The 19,564-nt window shown below is 59.2% G+C and carries 16 protein-coding genes; 5 read left to right on the top strand and 11 right to left on the bottom strand.

Annotated elements, in window-relative coordinates:
* The first annotated feature begins 11 nt into the window (after window positions 1-11).
* Window positions 12-1,148: a molecular chaperone DnaJ gene (dnaJ, locus tag WDZ78_RS13605; protein ID WP_004439156.1), complete on the top strand. Its 1,137-nt coding sequence runs from the start codon at window positions 12-14 to the stop codon at window positions 1,146-1,148.
* Window positions 1,149-1,215: 67 nt separating this feature from the next.
* On the opposite strand, the gene WDZ78_RS13600 is transcribed toward dnaJ, so the two are convergent.
* From WDZ78_RS13600 to polA, 10 genes are all read right to left on the bottom strand, one after another.
* Window positions 1,216-1,767: a DUF924 family protein gene (locus WDZ78_RS13600; protein ID WP_020011256.1), complete on the bottom strand. Its 552-nt coding sequence runs from the start codon at window positions 1,765-1,767 to the stop codon at window positions 1,216-1,218.
* A gap of 13 nt (window positions 1,768-1,780) precedes the next feature.
* Entirely contained in the window at window positions 1,781-1,993 is a 213-nt protein-coding gene (locus WDZ78_RS13595) for a SlyX family protein (RefSeq protein ID WP_425673318.1), read from the bottom strand.
* Between the two features lie 148 nt (window positions 1,994-2,141).
* Complete coding sequence (locus WDZ78_RS13590; RefSeq protein ID WP_020011258.1) at window positions 2,142-3,647, bottom strand: tripartite tricarboxylate transporter permease; 1,506 nt, start codon at window positions 3,645-3,647, stop codon at window positions 2,142-2,144.
* Window positions 3,648-3,656: 9 nt separating this feature from the next.
* Window positions 3,657-4,118, bottom strand: coding sequence for a tripartite tricarboxylate transporter TctB family protein (locus WDZ78_RS13585; protein WP_026363841.1), 462 nt, complete (start codon window positions 4,116-4,118; stop codon window positions 3,657-3,659).
* A gap of 99 nt (window positions 4,119-4,217) precedes the next feature.
* Window positions 4,218-5,201, bottom strand: coding sequence for a tripartite tricarboxylate transporter substrate-binding protein (locus WDZ78_RS13580; RefSeq protein WP_026363842.1), 984 nt, complete (start codon window positions 5,199-5,201; stop codon window positions 4,218-4,220).
* 197 nt (window positions 5,202-5,398) lie between these two features.
* A complete protein-coding gene (locus WDZ78_RS13575; protein ID WP_425673317.1) occupies window positions 5,399-6,745 on the bottom strand; it encodes a sigma-54-dependent transcriptional regulator in 1,347 nt (448 codons plus the stop codon).
* Window positions 6,742-8,544 (bottom strand): sensor histidine kinase, encoded by a 1,803-nt coding sequence (locus tag WDZ78_RS13570; protein ID WP_020011263.1) that lies wholly within the window; start codon window positions 8,542-8,544, stop codon window positions 6,742-6,744. The genes WDZ78_RS13575 and WDZ78_RS13570 overlap by 4 nt, the downstream gene beginning before the upstream one ends.
* 187 nt (window positions 8,545-8,731) lie before the next feature.
* Window positions 8,732-8,917, bottom strand: a complete 186-nt coding sequence (gene rpmF / locus WDZ78_RS13565; protein ID WP_003507205.1) for a 50S ribosomal protein L32 — start codon at window positions 8,915-8,917, stop codon at window positions 8,732-8,734.
* Between the two features lie 192 nt (window positions 8,918-9,109).
* Window positions 9,110-9,829 carry a DUF1868 domain-containing protein gene (locus WDZ78_RS13560; protein ID WP_425673316.1) on the bottom strand — a complete coding sequence of 240 codons (720 nt, stop codon included), beginning with the start codon at window positions 9,827-9,829 and terminating at the stop codon, window positions 9,110-9,112.
* A gap of 75 nt (window positions 9,830-9,904) precedes the next feature.
* The gene (gene polA / locus WDZ78_RS13555; RefSeq protein ID WP_425673476.1) at window positions 9,905-12,898 is read right to left on the bottom strand and encodes a DNA polymerase I; all 2,994 of its coding nucleotides are present in this window, start codon (window positions 12,896-12,898) and stop codon (window positions 9,905-9,907) included.
* 415 nt (window positions 12,899-13,313) lie between these two features.
* On the opposite strand from polA, the gene WDZ78_RS13550 reads away from it, so the two are divergent.
* Both WDZ78_RS13550 and WDZ78_RS13545 read left to right on the top strand, forming a co-directional pair.
* Window positions 13,314-13,748, top strand: a complete 435-nt coding sequence (locus tag WDZ78_RS13550; protein ID WP_162694802.1) for a MarR family winged helix-turn-helix transcriptional regulator — start codon at window positions 13,314-13,316, stop codon at window positions 13,746-13,748.
* A 166-nt stretch (window positions 13,749-13,914) separates the two neighbouring features.
* On the top strand, window positions 13,915-15,306 hold the full coding sequence (locus WDZ78_RS13545; protein WP_425673315.1) for a dipeptidase: 1,392 nt from the start codon (window positions 13,915-13,917) through the stop codon (window positions 15,304-15,306).
* A gap of 400 nt (window positions 15,307-15,706) precedes the next feature.
* Here WDZ78_RS13545 and WDZ78_RS13540 read toward each other — a convergent pair whose 3' ends face one another.
* Window positions 15,707-15,916 carry a cold-shock protein gene (locus WDZ78_RS13540; RefSeq protein WP_003492998.1) on the bottom strand — a complete coding sequence of 70 codons (210 nt, stop codon included), beginning with the start codon at window positions 15,914-15,916 and terminating at the stop codon, window positions 15,707-15,709.
* 477 nt (window positions 15,917-16,393) lie between these two features.
* Between WDZ78_RS13540 and WDZ78_RS13535 the strand changes: the two genes are divergently transcribed.
* Window positions 16,394-16,852: a YbaK/EbsC family protein gene (locus tag WDZ78_RS13535; RefSeq protein WP_065654782.1), complete on the top strand. Its 459-nt coding sequence runs from the start codon at window positions 16,394-16,396 to the stop codon at window positions 16,850-16,852.
* Between the two features lie 146 nt (window positions 16,853-16,998).
* Complete coding sequence (locus WDZ78_RS13530; protein ID WP_425673314.1) at window positions 16,999-19,293, top strand: transglycosylase domain-containing protein; 2,295 nt, start codon at window positions 16,999-17,001, stop codon at window positions 19,291-19,293.
* Window positions 19,294-19,564 lie beyond the last annotated feature (271 nt).

Genomic DNA, 19,564 nt, shown 5'->3' with positions numbered 1-19,564 from the left:
TTGTTAACTTAATGGCGAAAGCAGACTTTTACGAAACACTCGGCGTCAGCAAGACCGCGGACGAAAAAGAGCTGAAAAGCGCCTTCCGCAAACTCGCGATGAAATACCATCCGGACAAGAATCCTGATGATGCCGATTCCGAACGGAAATTCAAAGAAATCAACGAAGCCTACGAAACGCTGAAGGACCCGCAGAAGCGCGCGGCCTATGACCGTTTCGGCCACGCCGCATTTGAAAATGGCGGCATGGGCGGCGGCGGCGGCTTTGGTGGCGGCGGTTTCGCCAATGGCGGCTTCTCCGATATTTTCGAGGACATCTTCGGCGAGATGATGGGTGGCGGCCGTGCGCGCCGCTCCTCCGGCGGGCGCGAGCGCGGGGCCGACCTTCGCTACAACATGGAAATCACGCTGGAAGAGGCCTTCACCGGCAAGACGGCGCAGATCAGGGTTCCGACCTCGATCACCTGTGACGTCTGTTCCGGCTCTGGCGCCAAACCGGGCACACAGCCGAAGACCTGTGCCACCTGTCAGGGTTCCGGCCGCGTGCGCGCGGCGCAGGGCTTCTTCTCGGTGGAACGCACCTGCCCCACCTGCCATGGCCGCGGTCAGACGATCTCCGATCCATGCGGTAAGTGCCACGGCCAGGGCCGCGTAACGGAAGAGCGCTCGCTCTCGGTCAACATTCCCTCGGGTATCGAAGACGGCACCCGCATTCGCCTGCAGGGCGAAGGCGAGGCCGGTATGCGGGGCGGTCCGGCGGGCGATCTCTATATCTTCCTGTCCGTGCGTCCGCATGAGTTCTTCCAGCGCGACGGCGCCGATCTTTATTGCACCGTACCGATCTCCATGACGACGGCGGCGCTTGGCGGCACCTTCGATGTCACGACACTCGATGGCACCAAGTCACGCGTCACGGTTCCCGAGGGCACCCAGCCGGGCAAGCAATTCCGTCTGAAGGGCAAGGGCATGCCGGTACTGCGTTCGGCGCAGACAGGCGATCTCTATATCCAGATTCAGATCGAGACGCCGCAGAAACTCAGCAAGCGTCAGCGCGAGCTGTTGCAGGAGTTCGAGCAGCTCTCCTCGAAGGAGAACAATCCGGAATCGACGGGCTTCTTTGCCCGGATGAAGGAATTCTTCGACGGCTGATTTCCGCCGGTCCCAAGCTTTTAGGACGCCGCCATCCCTCGAGACTGGCGGCGTTTTCGTTTTGGGCTCAGCCGGAAAAGCCGCCTTCTTCCAGATATTGCCGTTCTTCTGATGTTGTTTCCCGCAGCAATATGTCGTTGCGATGCGGAAAACGGCCGAAACGTTCAACGATATCGCGATGCTCTTCGGCATGATGAAGATAAAGCCCGCCGAGCGGCTGGTTCAGGTCGCAGGCACGCCGCTGGGCGGCGATATCCTCCGCATGGGAAAAGGGCAGATAGAAGAAGACGCGTAAGTCCTCGCCCACCGCCTGATCATGCCCGCGGCGGATGGCCTCATCGGCAAAGAGCCGCGCCAGCGGGTCGGTGGCGTACATGTGGGCAGTGCCGCGAAAGCAGTTGCGCGGAAACTGATCCAGCAGAAGCATAAGCGCAAGGCTGCTTTCCGCGCCGTCCAGCCAGTCGTCCAGCTCGCGTCTCGCGGCCGCAAAATGCGCATCACGGAAACGGTCGTGGAAATGACTGTCGAAGGCGGCATCCTTGTCGAACCACTTGTCCGGCCCGGCCTTCTTCCAGAAATCGACGATATCGGCGGCAAGCGCGGCTGTGTCGTTTTTCATCTGCTCTTCCCTGTCAATAATGCGGCGGCCGGGTGATCGCAGGCGCGTCCAGCGATTGTTCCTCAAGGGTCAGGAACCTCTCCGTCAATCGGTCGAGCTTGGCACGGGTCTGCTCCACCACCTTCCACTGTTCCGCCAACTGGTCGGACAGTTCCTCTATCACCTTGGCCTGATGCGCGGCCGTCTCCTCGAGCGCGATGATCCGTTTTTCGGTTTCCGACGTCATATCGACCTCTCTTTCCAGCCCTTCCTTGGGCCTAAAAGCTTGTGAGTCAACCATATGTCGCTTTCGCGAAGCGAATTCGTCATGGTGATCCGGAAACGGAAAAAGCCGGCGATGTTTCCATCGCCGGCATCCAGAAGTTTGATATTGCCTAGTCTTCTTCTACGAAGACCTCTTCGCGTTTCTTCTTCACGCTTGGCAGGAAGACGACGATCAGCACGGCCAAAGCGATGAAAAGCAGTGTGGCGCTGATCGGCCGGGTGACGAAGGTGGTCGGATCACCCCGGGACAGGATCATCGCGCGACGCAGATTTTCCTCCAGCAGCGGGCCGAGCACGAAACCGAGGAGCAGCGGCGCCGGCTCGCAGCGCAGTTTCACCAGCACGTAGCCTATGAAGCCGAAGAAGGCGACGGCATAGAGATCGAAGACGTTGGAGTTGACGCTGTATACCCCAATGGCGCAGAAGGCCATGATGATGGGGAACAGCACGTAATAGGGCACCGTCAGCAGCTTAACCCACAGCCCGATCAGCGGCAGGTTCAGGACGACGAGCATCAGGTTGCCGATCCACATGGAGGCGATGATGCCCCAGAACAGCGCCGGCTGCTCGACTGCAACGTTTGGACCCGGCACGATCCCCTGGATGATCATCGCCCCAATCATCAGCGCCATCACCGGATTGGCGGGGATGCCGAGCGTGAGCAGCGGGATGAAGGAGGTCTGGGCGCCGGCATTATTGGCCGATTCCGGACCGGCCACACCGGCCACCGCGCCATGCCCGAATTCCTCCGGGTTCTTGGAGACGCGTTTTTCCACCGTGTAGGACGCAAAGGCCGCGAGGATGGCGCCGCCGCCCGGCAGGATGCCGAGCGCGGAACCGATGGCCGTGCCGCGTAGTACCGGGCCGACCATTTTCCGGAAATCCTCCCGTGTGGGCATCAGCCCGCTGACCTTGGCGATCAGTACTGAACGGGTGCGCTCGTTTTCGAGGTTGCGCAGGATTTCGGCGATACCGAAGACACCAACAGCCACGGCGACGAAGTTCAGACCATCGGCATATTCGCGGATACCAAGGGTGAAACGCGGCGTGCCGCTATAGATATCCGTGCCGACCAGACCGAGCAGCAGACCGAGTACGACCATAGCCAGCGCCTTGACGATGGAGCCATGGGCAAGGGCGATGGACGAAACGAGGCCTACTACCATCAGCGAGAAATATTCCGCCGCACCAAACTCCAGCGCAATCGCGGTGAGCGGCGGCGCAAAGATCGCCACGAGGAAGGTGGAAACCGTGCCGGCAAAGAACGAACCGATGGCGGCAATGGCGAGAGCAGCCCCTGCCTTGCCCTTGCGCGCCATCTGATACCCATCGATGGCGGTGACGGCAGAGGAGGATTCCCCGGGCATGTTGATCAGGATGGCCGTGGTGGAACCGCCATATTGCGCGCCATAATAAATGCCGGCGAGCATGATCAGCGACGAGACGGGCTCGAGCTGAAAGGTGATGGGCAGCAGCATGGCAATGGTCGCCGTCGCGCCGATGCCGGGCAACACACCGATCAGGGTGCCGAGCAGCACGCCGATCAGGCAGAAGAACAGGTTTGCCAGCGATGAGGCCGTGACGAAACCGAGAGCAAGATTATCGAGCAAATCCATCGCAGCACCTCAAAATTTAAGCCAGGGGCCGAAGCGCTGGAACGGCAGGCCGAGACCATAATTGAAAACAGCGACGGAAAAGGCCGTGATGGCTGCGGAAAGAACAATCGCCATAAGCGGGCTCATCTTGTGCGAGGCGAACGAGGCGATGAGTGCGCTGAAAAACAGCGCCGGCACGAAACCAAGACCCCGAACGGTGAAGCCGAAGAAGATCGGCGCGGGCAGGATGAAGAATATGCCACGCCAGGCGATCGCTCCGATCCCTTCCGCGGCCGGGCGGGCTGAGCGCAGGAATATGATGCCACCGAGCAGAATGAGGATGATTGCCAGAACGAGCGGGAAATAGCCCGGCCCCATGCGAAAGGCGGTTCCGATCTCCAGCCCATAGGACTGCAAGGCGAAAAAGACGCCAAGTCCCATGAAAATTGCCCCGCAGACTGCCTCGGCAGGGTCATTAAATAACGACTTCATGAAAGATGCCCCTCCACCGCGGCCGGCATCACACCGGTCCGCCTGTTAAAATGATCACGGTCGACCGGCGGCGCGATGCCGCCGGTTCTTCCGCGTTCATCAGTCGGCATATTGGCCGGCAGCTTCGATCACCGGCTTCCAGCGGGCGATTTCGCTTTCGAGCTTGGCCTTTAGCGCCGCTGGCGTCGCATCGCTCTCCGAGGAGGGCGTGGTGCCCAGTTCGGCAAAACGAGCCGCGACATTCTTGTCCTTCAGCGCGACCTGCAGCGACTTGGAGAGCTTTTCGTTGATTTCAGCCGGCGTGCCCTTGGGCGTATAGATGCCATGCCAGATGCCAACCTCAAGCTTCGGCAGGCCCGCTTCAACGACCGTCGGCACGTCAGGCAGCACGTCCAACCGCTTGGCCGTGGTTACGGCATAGGCCTTCACGGTTCCGCCCTGAATCTGCTTGGTGGTGTTGGTGGTCTGGTCGCACATGATGTCGACCTGGCCGCCGAGCAGATCGGTCATGGCCGGTCCGGTGCCCTTGTAGGGAACGGTGACCAGCGGCGTCTCGATGGCGCTCATGAACAGCATGCCGCACAGATGCGAGGCAGCGCCGATGCCGGCATTGGCGACAGTGACCTTGTCCTTGTTCGCCTTGGCGTATTCGATCAGACCCTTCAGATCATTCGTCTCAAGGTTCTTGCGCGACAGAATGGTCATCGGCACTTCGGTGACCAGGCCGACATATTCGAAGGCGTTCAGCGTGTCATAGGCAAGCTTGCGGTAGAGCGTGGCGCTGGTGGCCATGCCGATATGATGGAGAAGGACCGTGTAACCGTCCGGATCGGCCGATGCCACACGACCAGCACCCAGCGTGCCGCCTGCGCCGCCGACATTTTCGACGATGATCTGCTGGCCGAGATCCTTCGACATGGATTCGGCAACGAGACGCGCGACCGTATCCGTTGGGCCGCCGGCGGCAAAGGGCACGACCATTGTGATGTTGCGCTCTGGATAGTTCTGAGCGGATGCGGACAGCGCAAAAAGGGAAACGGCAGCGGCGGCAGCAAAGCCGGTAACTGTCTTCAGTATTTTCATCGATTCCTCCCGGATGAAAATGTTCGCCACTTCAGCCGCGCATGCTCCTCCATGGCGACCGGGGTGGCATATTTGCGATCCGGCATTGCCGTTCAGCAATGGCGGTCTTGCAGCGGGATGCGCTTTTATCGCTATCGCGGGAGGCAATGGGTGGATTTCGACCCATAGGCACCTATTCATGGGTGGAAATCCACCCATCACACCTCGGTCATATGACGGTGCAGCCCGTATTTCTGCATTTTTTCATAGAGCGTTTTGCGCGAAATGCCGAGCGCCTCATAGACGGATTTCAGATTTCCGCCGTGGGCGGCAATTGCATGTGCGATCAGGCTTTTTTCATAAGCCGCGACCCTTGCAGCAAGAGCCGCTTTTCCGTCAGCCTGAAACGGCAACGACCCTTCTGAAGCGTCGCTTTCCAGACCAAGAACGAAACGGTCTGCGGCATTACGCAATTCACGCACGTTGCCCGGCCACTCACGAAGGGAGATGGCCGAAAGCAGATTTTGCGGCACCTCCATGTCTTCCCGCCCATAGCGCGCAGCAGCTTCCCGCACGAGATGCAGGAAGAGGAGCGGTATATCGGCGCTGCGCTGCGAGAGAGACGGCACGAGAAGTGTCGCCACGTTGAGCCGATAAAGAAGATCGGCACGGAACCGGCCAGCCGCGACTTCCTGTTCCAGATCCACCTTGCTTGTGGCGATGAAGCGAACATCGAGTTCGACCGTTTCATTCGAGCCCAGACGGGTAATCACCCGTTCCTGCAGGACACGAAGGAAACGGCCCTGCAATTCGAAGGGCATGGAGCCGATCTCGTCAAGCAGGATGGTGCCGCCGCGGGCATGTTCGAACTTGCCGTAGCGCGGGCGAAGCGCGCCGGGAAACGCACCCGCCTCATGACCGAACAATTCGCTTTCGATCAACGTCTGCGGAAGGGCGGCGCAATTGATCGCAACGAAGGGCCGGTTGCTTCTGGCACTGATATCGTGAAGCGCGCGCGCCACGACCTCCTTGCCCGCGCCCGTATCGCCGACGATCAGCGTATCGGCGTCCGTCGCGCCAATCGCGCGGATGCGGTATCGCAGATCGACCATGATCTGGGTTCTGCCGGGCAGACGTGTTTCGAGATCGTCGTGCTTGCCCGCCACCGCCTTCAGGCGGCGGTTTTCCAGCACCAGCGCCCGCCGGTCATTCGCCCTTTTGATGATGCCGGCGAGATATTGCGGCGTGAACGGCTTTTCGATGAAATCATAGGCGCCGTTGCGCATGGCGTTGACCGCAAGCTGCACATCACCATGGCCCGTCATCAGGATGACAGGTATTTCCGGATCGAGCTCGCGCACCTTCTGCAGCAGCGTCATACCATCCATGCCGGGCATCCTGATATCGCTGACCACGACGCCATCAAAGCTGTAACCGATGAGTTCGAGCGCATGCTCGGCACTCGCCAGCATGGTGACGGCAAAGCCGGAAAGCTCCAGCGCCTGCGCGGTGGAAAAGCGCAGCTCCTCCTCGTCATCAATCAACAATACCCGCGACATGGTCATTCCGCAGCCGCCTCCACGCGCCAGACGGCGGCTGGCAATTCGATCTCGAACTCCGCCCCACCCTCTTCATGGTTTCTCACCCGCAGCTGGCCGCCAAAATCCTTGATGATGTTGTAGGAGATGGACAGGCCGAGGCCGAGGCCGCGTCCCACGCCCTTGGTGGTGAAGAAGGGATCAAAAATGCGCTCCGAAATCGCCGCCGGCACGCCGGGACCACGGTCGCGGATAAAAATCGATACCATCTGGCCATGCTGGACGGCTTGCAGCGCAATATGGCGATCCTCTCGCCCTTCCACGGCATCAGCCGCGTTGGAGATGATGTTGACGAGCACCTGCTGCAATCGCACCGGGCCGGCTTTCACCGCAAGCTGCACCGGCCCGAGATCAACATCCAGCACGGCATCGGCGGCCTTCAACCGCGCACCGACAATTTCGAGCGTATCCCGAAGCACCGCTTCCAAACCCACCGCCGCCATTTTTTCGTTGGGCTTGCGCGCGAAATTCCTGAGATGCTTGCTGATCGACGCCATGCGGTCGATAAGACCCGAAATACGCCTGAGGTTTTCCGTCACCTCCTCCAGCCGCCCGCGTTCCACGAGAAGCGAAGCATTTTCGGCATAATTCTTGGCTGCGGCGAGCGGCTGGTTGAACTCATGCGACAGCGCCGCCGACATCTGCCCGAGGGCTGCAAGCTTGCCCGCCTGCACCAGATCGTTCTGCATCCTGCGCAGCTGCTTTTCCGTCTGGCGGCGCTCGGCGATTTCGTGCTCGATCTCCTGGTTCACCCGCGCCAGATCAGCCGTGCGCTCCTCCACCCGGCGTTCCAGTTCCGCCTGCGCCTCGGCCTGATGGATCAGCCGTTCGCGCAGACGCCGCCTTCTTTGCAGCATGGCCGCAATCACGGCGGCGGCCAGACACAGGCACAGGATTATCGCGATCATCGCGGTCTTGACCTGCGTCCTGAGCGAACCTGTATCCATCAGCACGCTGACCGTCCAGCCGGCATCGGGCATGGGCTGTGACAGGACCATATATTCCCTCTCACCGTCGTCCTGGGCGATCGTCATCAGCTGATGCGAACCGAAATTGCCGTTTTTCAGCGGCAGTTCCTTGAGGGTGGCATTGGCGTACCGCCGGGAAGTCTCCGTTCGCGCCAGCCGTTCTGGCGTCAGCGGCATCAGACCGGAATAAAGCCATTGCGGCGTTCCGGTCATGAAGATGATGCCCTCAGGGTCCGAGACAAGAATTCGGTTCTCACCATCGCCGAATGAGGCCTCGATGCCTTCAATATCGACCTTGAAGACAATGACGCCCTTGATTTCCTCATTGAAGAGGATGGGCGCGGAAAAATAATAGCCACGCTTGTGGGAGGTGGTGCCAAGCGCGAAGAACCGCGACTGCAAGCCCTTGGCGGCATCCTGAAAATAGGGACGGTAACTGAAATTCTCGCCAACGAAACTCGTCGGACCATCATAGTTGCTGGCGGCGATGGTCTCGCCGTCCAGCGTGATGATGTAGATATCGGAGGATTCCAGCAGGGTGTTGATGGACTTGAGGTAAACATTGGCGCGCTGGCGCAGTTCGGCATCCTTGGGATGTGCGACCAGTTCCTCAATGTCGTCGTGATCGGCGATCAAAGCGGGCAGCGGTTCGTAACGGTTCAAAAGCCCGCCGAGAGCGGAGACGGCCAACCGGAGGGTCGTGCGGCCCTGCTCGGACATTTCGCCGAAATAGCTTTCCGCAATGATGGCGCCCCCTCTCGTTACGGCGCCATAACCGAGGCCGAGGCTGAGAAGCATCAACAAAATCCAGCGATATTTCACCGAAGCTCCCCTCCTGTTACAGGCATCAAACCTGCTCTCCCTGAAAGAGTGTAGGGGGAGCCGCCGAATTTTCCAAGTGAGCGGAAAAAGGCAGCCAGACAGTTCCAAAAACAAAAAACCGGCCACAAAGGACCGGTTTTTGCAAAGATGATTTCAGAAAAGCTTATGCGCTTTCCTTCGGCGTCAGAACCTGACGGCCGCGATACATACCGGTCTTCAGATCGATATGGTGCGGGCGGCGCAGTTCGCCGGAGTTCTTGTCTTCAACATAGGTCGCAGACTTGAGACCGTCAGCCGAGCGGCGCATGCCACGCTTGGACGGGCTTGTTTTTCTTTTTGGTACAGCCATTTTTGTTACTCCACTTAAGCGGCGAAACAACGGAACCGGCCAGAACCAAAGGCCGAATGTCGGATGTCTCGATATCGGAAATTTGGCGCGCTTATACATGCCCAAACGGGCTTTGACCAGCCCTGACGCGCATTTTTTCCGATTCAGCGGAATAAGCGCAACAAGCGATCGTCATGCATCGCAAATCATGGCTCACGTCTTATCGAAAACGACGCGCTCCTTGAAGTGGTTCATGTCCATGAATTCACAGAAAGCTGGCGGACGCATCTCAATGACCGGCGCTGCGGCGCGCAGCTTTTCCAGTTCCTCATCGAGCATCACCTGCCAGTGCGGCAAGCATTCCGGCTCGAACCAGCTGATGATGTAGGACAAGGTGATGTGAAATTCGTAAGTGTCATGATCAGGATGCCGGTAGCCGAAGAAATCAGCGAATGTATCCCGCCAGAGAGCCACGGTCCGATCGTCCTCGGCGGTTGCGCCCCTCATGACCAGTCCCGCCGGGCGCAAACCCGTAACCTGCATGTTGAACGCCGGCAGGGCCGGAAAGGTGGAGAGGCGGTCACGATAATATTCCGTCATTGCATCGATGGGCATATCGAGCGGCATGTTCTCCGGCCAGTAGGGCAAAGCGCGCCGAAATTCGATAATGCCCTGGAACACCGTCATGTGCAGGCTGGAAACCGGCGTGAAGGCAAGCTGCGACGCCTCCGGCATATCCAGAAAACGCTGGCGGGTTGCAATGATGGCTTTTTCGGTCCGCGTTCCCTCGACAAGATGGCAAACAACCGTATTGCCCGGCTCTGGCAGGAACTTGCCATCCGCATTGTAGCGGCTTCCCAGATGGCGCGGCGGCTGATCGTGGTTAGCGGCGGAAATATACTCAAGATCTTTCGAGACGAGCGGGGCGTGCATGGGAAACTCCTTTTCAGACGTTCCCCCTAGTACCTGCGCGCAACAAGGCAATGACATCAGCCGGTCATTGACCGATCAATGCGCCTCATCCCAATTGTCGGCCGCGCGTGCATCCACTTTTAGCGGCACCTTCATGGAAATCGCCGGCATGGCCGCGTTTTCCATGACAGAGACGACGACCGGCAAGGTCTTTTCGATCTCCGCTTCCTCGACTTCGAAGATGAGTTCGTCATGCACCTGCAACAGCATGCGGGCGGAGAGTTTTTCCGCCTCCAGCGCCGGCTCGATGCGGACCATGGCACGGCGGATGATATCGGCAGCCGAGCCCTGGATCGGCGCGTTGATGGCCGCGCGCTCGTTGAATGCTTTTACCGAAGGGTTGGATGAGCGAATTTCCGGATAATGCGCGCGGCGGCCGAAAATCGTTTCGACATAGCCGTTTTCACGGGCGAAGGCTTTGGTCGCTTCCATGTAGTCGCGAATGCCGGGAAAACGCTCGAAATATTTCTTGATATAGTCGCCTGCTTCGGAGCGGGCGATGCTGAGTTGGTTGGCGAGGCCAAAAGCGGAAATGCCGTAGATGATGCCGAAGTTGATGGCCTTGGCGCGGCGGCGCACTTCCGACGGCATGCCTTCGACAGGCACGCCGAACATTTCCGATGCCGTCATCGCATGAATGTCGATGCCGTTTTCGAAGGCGTTGCGAAGCTGCGGAATGTCGGCGACATGCGCCAGCACGCGCAGTTCGATCTGGCTGTAGTCGGCCGACAGGAGCTTGTGACCCGGCGTGGAGATGAAAGCCGTGCGGATCTTGCGCCCTTCCGCCGTGCGGACCGGAATGTTCTGAAGGTTCGGTTCCGAGGAGGACAGGCGTCCCGTGGTGGTGGAGGCGAGCGCATAGGACGTATGCACCCGCTTTGTCTCGGGATGGATATATCCCGGAAGTGCATCCGTATAGGTCGATTTCAGCTTCGTCAGCTGCCGCCAGTCGACGATCTTGCGCGGCAGCTCGATACCTTCCGCCGCGAGATCTTCCAGAACCTGCGCCGATGTCGACCATTGACCGGTCTTGGTCTTGGAACCGCCCGGCAGACCCATCTTGCCAAAAAGGATATCGCCGAGCTGCTTTGGCGATCCGATATTGAAACGCTCGCCTGCCAGCTCGTAGATTTCCTCTTCGAAGGACGCAGCCTTCTGCGCGAGTTCGCCGGAAAGGCGCGAGAGAATCTGCCGGTCGATGGTGATGCCGCGCTCTTCCATATGCGCCAGAACCGGCACAAGGGGGCGCTCCAGCCGCTCATAGACCTTGGTCAGCCGTTCCGACACAAGCCTCGGCTTCAGCGCCATCCATAGCCTTAAGGTGACATCCGCGTCTTCCGCCGCGTAGGCTGTCGCCTTGTCGATATCGACAAAATCGAAGGTGACGCTCGACTTGCCCGATCCCGCCACGTCCTTATAGGCGATCGGCTTGTGGCCAAGCCAGCGTTCGGACAGCGAATCCATGCCGTGCGTGGCCTTGCCGGCCTCGAGAACATAGGAAATCAGCATCGTGTCGTCGAAGCTCTGCATGACGACGCCGTGGCGTTTCATCAGCAGATAATCATATTTGAGGTTCTGGGCGACTTTCAGGACAGCTTCATCTTCGAGCAGGTCCTTCAGACGCTCCAGCGCCTCGGCAAAGGGCACCTGCCCCTCCGCCATTCTGATACCATCGCTGAAGAGATCGCCGCCGGAGCCGGTCTTATGCGTCAAAGGAACATAAGCGGCGCGGATATCGGCGCCCGTGGCGTCCTTGCCATTATCGGCAATGGCCAGCGAAAAACCGACAAGCTCGGCCTGCATCGGATCGAGCGAGGTCGTTTCCGTATCAAAGGCGACGACGCCCGTCTCCCGGGCCGCCGCGATCCAGCGATCGAGCGTCGGAAGATCCCTGATCGTCAGATAGGCGGTCGTATCGATCTTGGCGGCGGAAAAAAGCGCCTGTCGCGCCGTGGCCAGATCGGCGGGCGCGCTGCCCTCCCCCGTTACTTTTCTTGCCGGAGCGGCGGGCGAAGCCGCGGCGCCAGCGGTATTGGTGACCACTTCCCCAGCCTCAACGGCAGGCGCATCAAGATCGGGACCATGGGCATCGGCACCCCATTGCACCGGCACATTGGCCGGGTCGATGGCAGAAGCGTCGGTTTCGGTCGCCTCGGCAACCCGGCGTGTCAGCGTCGTGAACTCCATCGCCTTCAGGAAAGCGATCAGTTTCGGCCCATTCTGCGGTTCAAGCACAAGCGCTTCGAGAGACTGATCCAGCGGCACATCGGTCCTGAGCGCCACAAGCTGCCTGGAAAGGCGGGCAAGTTCCGCATTGGCGATGATGTTTTCCCGGCGCTTCTGCTGCTTGATTTCGCCAGCACGGGTCAGGAGGGTATCGAGATCCCCATATTCCTCCAGCAATTGCGCCGCCGTCTTCGGGCCGATGCCGGGAATGCCGGGCACATTGTCGGTGGAATCGCCGGTCATCGCCTGCAGGTCGATCATCTTTTCGGGACCTACGCCCCACTTCTCGATGACATCGGGAATGCCGATCTGCTTGTCCTTCATGGCGTCGTACATATGTACATTGGCCGTGACGAGCTGCATCAGATCCTTATCGGAGGAGATAATGGTAACGTCGGCGCCGATCGCCTCGGCCTGCCGGGCATAGGTGGCGATGATATCATCCGCCTCGAAGCCTTCCGTCTCGATGCAGGGAAGGTTGAAGGCCCGCGTCGCTTCGCGGATCAGGCCGAATTGCGGCACCAGATCTTCGGGCGGTGCGGTGCGGTTGGCCTTGTAGAGATCATAAAGCTCGTTGCGGAAGGTCTTCGATGAATAGTCGAAAATCACCGCGAAATGAGTAGGCGTCACGCCGACATCGGTATTGCGCGCATCCCTCAAGAGCTTCCACAACATGTTGCAGAAGCCGGAAACGGCGTTGACCGGCAGCCCGTCCGACTTGCGGTTCAGCGGCGGGATTGCATGGAAGGCCCGGAAAATGAAACCGGAACCGTCAACGAGGAAGAGATGATCGCCTTTTTTCATGGGTAGCATGGATAGCGCGGGGCCGTTTTGACGTCTACCGAAACTTCGCACAACGCACCGTAAAGAGCGGGGAATGGGGCTCCAGCACAGACCTGCAAAATTCACCTGAACGTTACCGATTTGTAATCCGCCCTTCCCTTGAAAAGCCGCATTTGCAGACACATTTCATAAGGGACGGCGCCTGATCACGCCGTAGTCTGATAGCTGGCTCGTCCCCCGCCGCGTCAGACCGGACAAAGGCCTTTCCCCCTCTCCGGGCCTTTGTCCTCCAATATGACCGCCATGGCCGACCCCTCCCGGCCATGGCGGTTTTATTTTATGCGCCGTTGCGGGCTGGCCTAAACATATCATGCGATATATATCGCGCTATTGAATTGCCGGGCTGAGCCGGCCGTGATGTTTTATGGGCGGAAAAATGGGTTTTTCCCGGGACGAATCGGCGATCTATCTCGCCTCGAAAATGGCGCGGGAATTCACCATGGCGCTGCAGAAAAGAGCCGCCGCCCTGGGTTTCTCGCCCGGACAATTCCCCATCCTCATCGAACTCTGGCATGAGGACGGCCTGACGCAGCGACAATTGCTTGATAGAATCGATGTCGAACAGGCGACGCTCGCCAATACGCTCTCACGCATGGAACGCGACGGGCTGATCATCCGCAAATCCCATCCAAGCGACCGCCGTGCCCAGATCATCGAGCTGACACAGCGCGGCAGGGATCTGGAAGCCAATGCCATTGCAGCTTCCGAAGCCACCGAAGATGCACTGCTCAAGGATTTCCGGCGTTTCGAGAGACAGCTTTTGCTGGAATATATGCGCCGGACGATCGAAAGCGCCAAAAAAGCGAAATAGCATTTACAGCCCGAAACCACTTCGCACTTTCCCTGAACTGCTCTATCGTTCCGGCGGCCGCACGTTTGCCGATTCACGACGCGCCGGCCCCCTTGTTTCCCGCGATGCGCGATGCCCGGATGTTTCGTCTTATCGCCGGGTCACGACAGACATGACAGGATCAGCGATGACAGACGTTTCCCCCATTCTTTCCACCGCCGACGACAATCTCACCTCCAGCCTTGAGCGACTGTTCGAGCTCGTACGCATTCCGTCGATTTCGACGGACCCCGCCTACAAGGCGGAATGCCGCAAGGCGGCGGAGTGGCTGGTCAGGACGCTTTCAGCGCTCGGCTTTACGGCCTCCGTGCGCGATACGGCCGGTCACCCCATGGTGGTGGCGCATCATGATGCGGCCACCAAGGACGCGCCGCATGTGCTTTTTTACGGCCATTATGACGTGCAGCCGGTTGATCCGCTCGAGCTGTGGGAAAACGATCCGTTCGAACCCGCCGTCAAGGATATCGGCGCCGGCCGCCAGGTGATCACGGGACGTGGTACGGCAGACGACAAGGGCCAGCTGATGACCTTCGTCGAAGCCTGCCGCGCCTATAAGGCAGTGAATGGCGGCCTGCCGGTGCGCGTCACCATTCTTTTTGAAGGCGAAGAGGAATCCGGCTCGCCGTCGCTGAAGCCTTTCCTCGAAGCCAATGCGGAAGAACTGAAGGCCGATTATGCGCTGGTCTGCGATACCGGCATGTGGGACCGGGATACGCCAGCCATTGCTGCGGCCCTTCGCGGCCTGGTCGGCGAAGAGATCGTCATCACGGCAGCCGACCGCGATCTGCATTCCGGTCTGTTCGGTGGTGCTGCCGCAAACCCCATTCACATCCTCACCGATATTCTCGCCGGCCTGCATGACGAGACCGGCCGGGTAACTCTTTCAGGCTTTTATGACGGCGTGGAAGAAACGCCAGCCAACATCAAGGCCTCCTGGGAAACGCTGGGCCGCACGGCCGAAGCCTTTCTCGGCGAAGTCGGCCTTTCGGTTCCCTCGGGAGAAAAGGGACGCTCCGTGCTGGAGCAGACCTGGGCGCGGCCGACGGCGGAAGTCAACGGCATTATCGGCGGCTATACCGGCGACGGTTTCAAGACCGTGATCGCCGCGAAAGCCTCCGCCAAGGTGTCTTTCCGCCTCGTCGGCGAGCAGAACCCTGCGGCCATTCGCGAAAGCTTCCGAGCCTATGTGCGCTCTAAGATTCCTACCGACTGCTCCGTGGAGTTCCACGAACATGGCGGCTCACCCGCAATCCAGCTGTCCTACGATTCACCCGTGCTGACCAAAGCCAAAAACGCGCTCTCGGAAGAGTGGCCGAAACCCGCCGTCGTCATCGGCATGGGAGGCTCGATCCCGATCGTCGGCGATTTCCAGAAGATGCTGGGAATGGATTCACTGCTTGTGGGCTTCGGACTTACCGATGACCGCATTCATTCGCCGAATGAAAAATACGACCTGCAGTCCTTCCACAAGGGCATCCGCTCCTGGGTCCGCATTCTCGACGCACTCGCGACGAAATAACCCAAAAAAGAGGAGGCGCCGAATACGCGGCACCTCCTCGGTACATAAAACAAAAAGGCCGGGCGAGCCCGACCTTTCCATCCGTTTTTCGTCAATGCCAGTACATCCGTGGTCAAAGCGTTCAAACGGTCTGATACTCCAGAGCGCGTCAAAGATATCGACGCTGCTTTCCGGCTCAGGATCGGCTGCTTTGGTTAATCTTTGGTTAACACAACAGCAGCGGCGCATGTAAAAGCGCCATTCCCGGCAGTTCCGGTCCGGAGCACTGTTGAACCCTATATTGGTATGCGGTCCGGCTTTTTCAAGGGCGGCCGGTCCAGCCCCTTCCCGCAAAAGAAAAAGGCCGAAAAAATCCGGCCTTTCCATTCATACGAATGACCCTTTCGGGTCAAAGCGCTTATCAGGCAGCAACGAGGTTGCCTGCAGACATCTTGCCCGAGCGACGATCCTGCATCAGCTCGTAGGAGAGCTTCTGGCCGTCGTTGAGGGCGGTCAGACCAGCGCGCTCAACAGCAGAGATGTGAACGAATACGTCCTGCGAACCGTCGTCAGGCTGAATGAAGCCGTAGCCCTTGGTTGCGTTGAACCACTTTACTGTACCAGTCGCCATAACGATTTCCTTCCGTTGGCAATTGTATTTGCACTGCAAGCAGTGCGGACTTGGGTCGAATTTGAAGGAAAGATCGTCGTGTGCACCAAAAAAGGCGCCGAAGCTCTGGTCGTCAAACAAATATCGATGGGCGAACACCTAGGTTGGCAGGGGCGAAAAGTCAAGTTTCTTTGAAAAATGCGGCGATCTTTGTCAGCCGCCGGTCAGCCAAACCCGCTGGAAACAAAGCCTTAAACGGCAAAAACCCGGCGCGGGAGGAGGTGCGCCGGGTTCTTGAAACTGACTGACAATTGGGAGGAGGAGTATTGTCAGTCCAATCGGGCGACGCTGGGAGGAGGAGTGCGTCGCTTCGATGATTTGAAGATACAGGATATCAGCTCAAAAAACAGACGTTTCATCGCAGCGCAGCATTGCGCAGAATGCATATCTATTTCAGGGTGACTTGAAGCTTCTCCGCGTAACGCCTAATAAATACGCATGTCTATCGAATCCGTCAGAGCCTTTTTCACCGAAAAGTCGCCCGAGGTTGCCGTGATCGAAACGGAAACGAGTTCGGCGACGGTTGCGCTGGCCGCCGAAGCGCATGGCGTCGACCCCGACCAGATTGCGAAAACCATTTGCCTGAAGGCGGGTGAAACCATTCTTCTCGTCGTCGCCGCCGGCACGAAACGGCTCGACAACCGCAAATTCCGCGATCATTTCGGTGCAAAGCCGCGCATGCTCGGACCGGAAGAGGTGGTTGCGGTGACCAGCCATCCCATCGGCGGCGTTTGCCCTTTCGGCCTGCCCTCCCCGCTTCCGGTGTTTTGCGACGTATCGCTGAAAAACTACCATGAGGTGGTTCCCGCGGCGGGTGCCACCAATGCGGCGGTGAAGATTTCGCCGGAGGTGATGGCCGAATTGACGGGAGCGGAATGGGTCGACGTCTGCCAATGACGCCGATTTGATCCGGCCGGGACTTAACCCCGCCTTAAATTGCCGCATTTAAACTCTTCATCCTGGATTAAGGATCGCGCAGGCATAGAAGCCTGAAATCCGAACGGGATGCACGCGGTTTCGCGAATAGGAGTGACTTCGGCTGGATGGCAGGCAAGGGTAAATCACGCGAACGGGTAGAACCCTCCTTCGGGGATTTCCACGAGTCCGGTGATGACCTGCGCCTTGACGCCAGCGAGCGCATCAGCGGAACCACAAAGCAGCAAGCCAGAAAACCGAAGCCGGCATCCAGCCGCACCAAATCCGGCAAAAAAGAAAAGCGCACCCGCAGTTCAGGCCGTGGCGCGACAGGCTTCCTCCGCTCCCTTGTCTATTGGTGTATCGTACTCGGCATCTGGGGCGGCATCGGCGTTGCCGGTCTTGTCCTTTATTATGGCGCGCGCATGCCGAGCGCCAGCAGCTGGTCCATTCCCGAACGCCCTCCGAATGTGAAGATCGTTTCGGTGAATGGCAGCGTGCTTGCCAATCGTGGCACCACCGGCGGCGAGGCGCTCGCGCTGGAAGATATGTCGCCCTATATTCCGCAGGCTGTGATGGCGATCGAGGACCGGCGGTTCTATTCGCATTTCGGCGTCGACCCGCTGGGTCTCGGACGTGCTATCCTAACGAATGTCCTGACGGGGCGAACAGTGCAGGGCGGCTCGACGCTGACGCAGCAGCTCGCGAAAAACCTCTTCCTCTCGCCGGATCGCACGCTGGAACGCAAGGTTCAGGAAGTGCTGTTGTCCTTCTGGCTGGAGCATGAATTCACCAAGGACCAGATCCTCGCGATGTATCTCAATCGCGTCTATTTCGGCTCCAATGCCTACGGCGTCGAGGCGGCGTCGCGGCGCTACTTCAACAAATCCGCGCGCGACGTCAATCTGGGCGAAGCGGCAATGCTGGCCGGGCTTCTCAAAGCGCCCTCGCGCCTTTCGCCGGCGCGCGATCCGCAGGCGGCGGAAGAGCGGGCGCAGGTCGTGCTGCAATCCATGCGCGATGTCGGCTTCATTACCGACGACGAAATCAAGACCGCCATGTCGCAGCCGCCAACCAAGGCGAAACGTTTCTGGTCGGGCGCCGAACATTACGCAGCCGACATGGTGCTGGAGGAAGTGCGCAACCTGGTTGGCGAGGTGAAGCAGGACATCGTCGTCGACACGACGATCGATCCCAATCTCGAGCGCGATGCCGAAAAGGCGCTGACCCACGTGCTGCAGGGCGACGGCAAGAAACAGGGCGCTTCGCAGGCAGCCCTTGTTTCCATTGATGGCACGGGTGCAATCCGCGCCGTGGTTGGCGGGGCTGATTATGCCGAAAGCCAGTTCAACCGCGCCGCAAAGGCAAAACGGCAACCCGGCTCCGCATTCAAGCCCTTCGTTTACGTCGCCGCGCTCGAATCCGGGCTTACCCCTTACACCATCCGTAATGACGCGCCTGTTCGTATCGGCAACTGGACCCCGGAAAATTACGAGAAGAAATACCGAGGCGAAGTGACACTCGCCACCGCGCTCGCCAATTCGCTGAACACAATTGCCGCGCAGCTGGTAATGGAAGTGGGGCCTGATCGTGTGACCCAGGTGGCGCATCGCATGGGTATCGAATCCGAGCTGCAGAACAATGCCTCCATCGCGCTCGGCACCTCGGAAGTGTCGCTGATGGAGCTGACGGCCTCCTACGCCCCCTTCATGAATGGCGGCTACAAAGCGACGCCGCATATCGTCAAACGCATCACCGACGCCGACGGCAAGGTGCTCTACGAAAACAAATACGACAATCCGCCGCGCGTCCTGAGCGAAGAGATCGCCGCGACCATGAACAGCATGCTGTCGCGCGTCATCACCGAAGGCACCGGCAAGGCGGCAAGGCTGCAGGGCTGGCAGGCGGCAGGAAAATCCGGCACGACGCAGTCCTTCCGCGATGCACTTTTTGTCGGCTATACAAGCAACCTGACTACCGGCGTATGGTTCGGCAATGACGACGGCACATCGATGAAAAAGGTCACCGGCGGCGGGCTTCCCGCAAAGGCCTGGAAAGATTTCATGACCGCCGCCCATTCGGGGCTTTCGCCCTCGCCGCTCTTCGGGCTTGGCGCAGGCGGCGTGCCGCCGCTTGGGGAAATGCAGCAGCCGGCACCGGAAAACGCACCCTCTTCCATCGGCGATATCATTTCCAATGCGCTTGGAGGCGGTACTGCGGATACCCGTGCCTATCCCCAGGCCCCCGTTGCGCCGAACCCGAATCAGCCGGGTGTGCCGATGCCGCCGGCAAATATCCCGTCCCGCGATATCGAGCCCGGCTATTCAGCCGGCAACGGGCCTGTACCTTCCGCCGATATCGGCGGTCAGGCGCCATCCGGACCGAAGCAGACCACCCTGCTCGATATTCTGATGGGAAATTGACGGCATAGCGTGGCCGGCAGACGTTGGTCTCAGGGCCGGTGACGATGACGTCATCGTCGCGCTAAATCCCGGATTTTGCAGGATTTGGCTCCATGGAAACAGGCCGTCTCGGCACCTCCGAGCGGAGAGGATGCTCGCCCTGCAACATCCGCGTGCAGTCGCATTAACCGTAGATTGCCATTTGCGCCAGAGCGGTTACATTTCGCATGACTTTTTACGGTAAATGAATTATTAATCGTTCATATAAATTAATTTTCTTCTATCAAAATAA

Source organism: Agrobacterium sp. M50-1 (genome assembly GCF_049843495.1).
GTDB lineage: Bacteria > Pseudomonadota > Alphaproteobacteria > Rhizobiales > Rhizobiaceae > Agrobacterium > Agrobacterium radiobacter.
This window is presented reverse-complemented; position numbering and strand designations above follow the sequence as displayed.

Bases quoted from the DNA above. Each gene is read 5' to 3' on its own strand.
- WDZ78_RS13590 (WP_020011258.1), bottom strand. From the start codon at position 3,647: ATGGATTTGCTCGATAATCTTGCTCTCGGTTTCGTCACGGCCTCATCG.
- WDZ78_RS13530 (WP_425673314.1), top strand. From the start codon at position 16,999: ATGGCAGGCAAGGGTAAATCACGCGAACGGGTAGAACCCTCCTTCGGG.
- dnaJ (WP_004439156.1), top strand. From the start codon at position 12: ATGGCGAAAGCAGACTTTTACGAAACACTCGGCGTCAGCAAGACCGCG.
- WDZ78_RS13560 (WP_425673316.1), bottom strand. From the start codon at position 9,829: ATGCACGCCCCGCTCGTCTCGAAAGATCTTGAGTATATTTCCGCCGCT.
- WDZ78_RS13595 (WP_425673318.1), bottom strand. From the start codon at position 1,993: ATGACGTCGGAAACCGAAAAACGGATCATCGCGCTCGAGGAGACGGCC.
- rpmF (WP_003507205.1), bottom strand. From the start codon at position 8,917: ATGGCTGTACCAAAAAGAAAAACAAGCCCGTCCAAGCGTGGCATGCGC.
- WDZ78_RS13570 (WP_020011263.1), bottom strand. From the start codon at position 8,544: ATGCTTCTCAGCCTCGGCCTCGGTTATGGCGCCGTAACGAGAGGGGGC.
- WDZ78_RS13535 (WP_065654782.1), top strand. From the start codon at position 16,394: ATGTCTATCGAATCCGTCAGAGCCTTTTTCACCGAAAAGTCGCCCGAG.
- WDZ78_RS13540 (WP_003492998.1), bottom strand. From the start codon at position 15,916: ATGGCGACTGGTACAGTAAAGTGGTTCAACGCAACCAAGGGCTACGGC.
- WDZ78_RS13545 (WP_425673315.1), top strand. From the start codon at position 13,915: ATGACAGACGTTTCCCCCATTCTTTCCACCGCCGACGACAATCTCACC.
- WDZ78_RS13550 (WP_162694802.1), top strand. From the start codon at position 13,314: ATGGGTTTTTCCCGGGACGAATCGGCGATCTATCTCGCCTCGAAAATG.
- polA (WP_425673476.1), bottom strand. From the start codon at position 12,898: ATGAAAAAAGGCGATCATCTCTTCCTCGTTGACGGTTCCGGTTTCATT.
- WDZ78_RS13580 (WP_026363842.1), bottom strand. From the start codon at position 5,201: ATGAAAATACTGAAGACAGTTACCGGCTTTGCTGCCGCCGCTGCCGTT.
- WDZ78_RS13575 (WP_425673317.1), bottom strand. From the start codon at position 6,745: ATGACCATGTCGCGGGTATTGTTGATTGATGACGAGGAGGAGCTGCGC.
- WDZ78_RS13585 (WP_026363841.1), bottom strand. From the start codon at position 4,118: ATGAAGTCGTTATTTAATGACCCTGCCGAGGCAGTCTGCGGGGCAATT.
- WDZ78_RS13600 (WP_020011256.1), bottom strand. From the start codon at position 1,767: ATGAAAAACGACACAGCCGCGCTTGCCGCCGATATCGTCGATTTCTGG.